The sequence below is a fragment of the Gilliamella sp. Bif1-4 genome, assembly GCF_001690535.1.
GTDB lineage: Bacteria > Pseudomonadota > Gammaproteobacteria > Enterobacterales > Orbaceae > Gilliamella > Gilliamella bombi.
The window spans coordinates 1-902 of the sequence record NZ_LZHC01000082.1 but is presented as its reverse complement, the minus strand read 5'-3'; the positions used below and the strand labels follow the sequence as shown (position 1 = coordinate 902).

1 rRNA gene is annotated in these 902 nt (G+C 51.7%); it reads left to right on the top strand.

Features of this window, described 5'->3' with window-relative positions:
- Positions 1-902: ribosomal RNA gene (locus tag A9G25_RS11820) — 16S ribosomal RNA — on the top strand; the annotation flags it as partial.

The window sequence follows — 902 nt, the reverse complement described above, 5'->3', positions numbered from 1 at the left end:
GGCTCACCAAGGCGACGATCTCTAGCTGGTCTGAGAGGATGACCAGCCACACTGGAACTGAGACACGGTCCAGACTCCTACGGGAGGCAGCAGTGGGGAATATTGCACAATGGGGGGAACCCTGATGCAGCCATGCCGCGTGTATGAAGAAGGCCTTCGGGTTGTAAAGTACTTTCGGTGATGAGGAAGGAGATGTATCTAATAGGTACATTAATTGACGTTAATTACAGAAGAAGCACCGGCTAACTCCGTGCCAGCAGCCGCGGTAATACGGAGGGTGCGAGCGTTAATCGGAATGACTGGGCGTAAAGGGCATGTAGGCGGATAATTAAGTTAGGTGTGAAAGCCCTGGGCTCAACCTAGGAATTGCACTTAAAACTGGTTAACTAGAGTATTGTAGAGGAAGGTAGAATTCCACGTGTAGCGGTGAAATGCGTAGAGATGTGGAGGAATACCGGTGGCGAAGGCGGCCTTCTGGACAGATACTGACGCTGAGATGCGAAAGCGTGGGGAGCAAACAGGATTAGATACCCTGGTAGTCCACGCTGTAAACGATGTCGATTTGGAGTTTGTTGCCTAGAGTGATGGGCTCCGAAGCTAACGCGATAAATCGACCGCCTGGGGAGTACGGCCGCAAGGTTAAAACTCAAATGAATTGACGGGGGCCCGCACAAGCGGTGGAGCATGTGGTTTAATTCGATGCAACGCGAAGAACCTTACCTGGTCTTGACATCCACAGAATCTTGTAGAGATACGAGAGTGCCTTCGGGAACTGTGAGACAGGTGCTGCATGGCTGTCGTCAGCTCGTGTTGTGAAATGTTGGGTTAAGTCCCGCAACGAGCGCAACCCTTATCCTTTGTTGCCATCGATTCGGTCGGGAACTCAAAGGAGACTGCCGTTG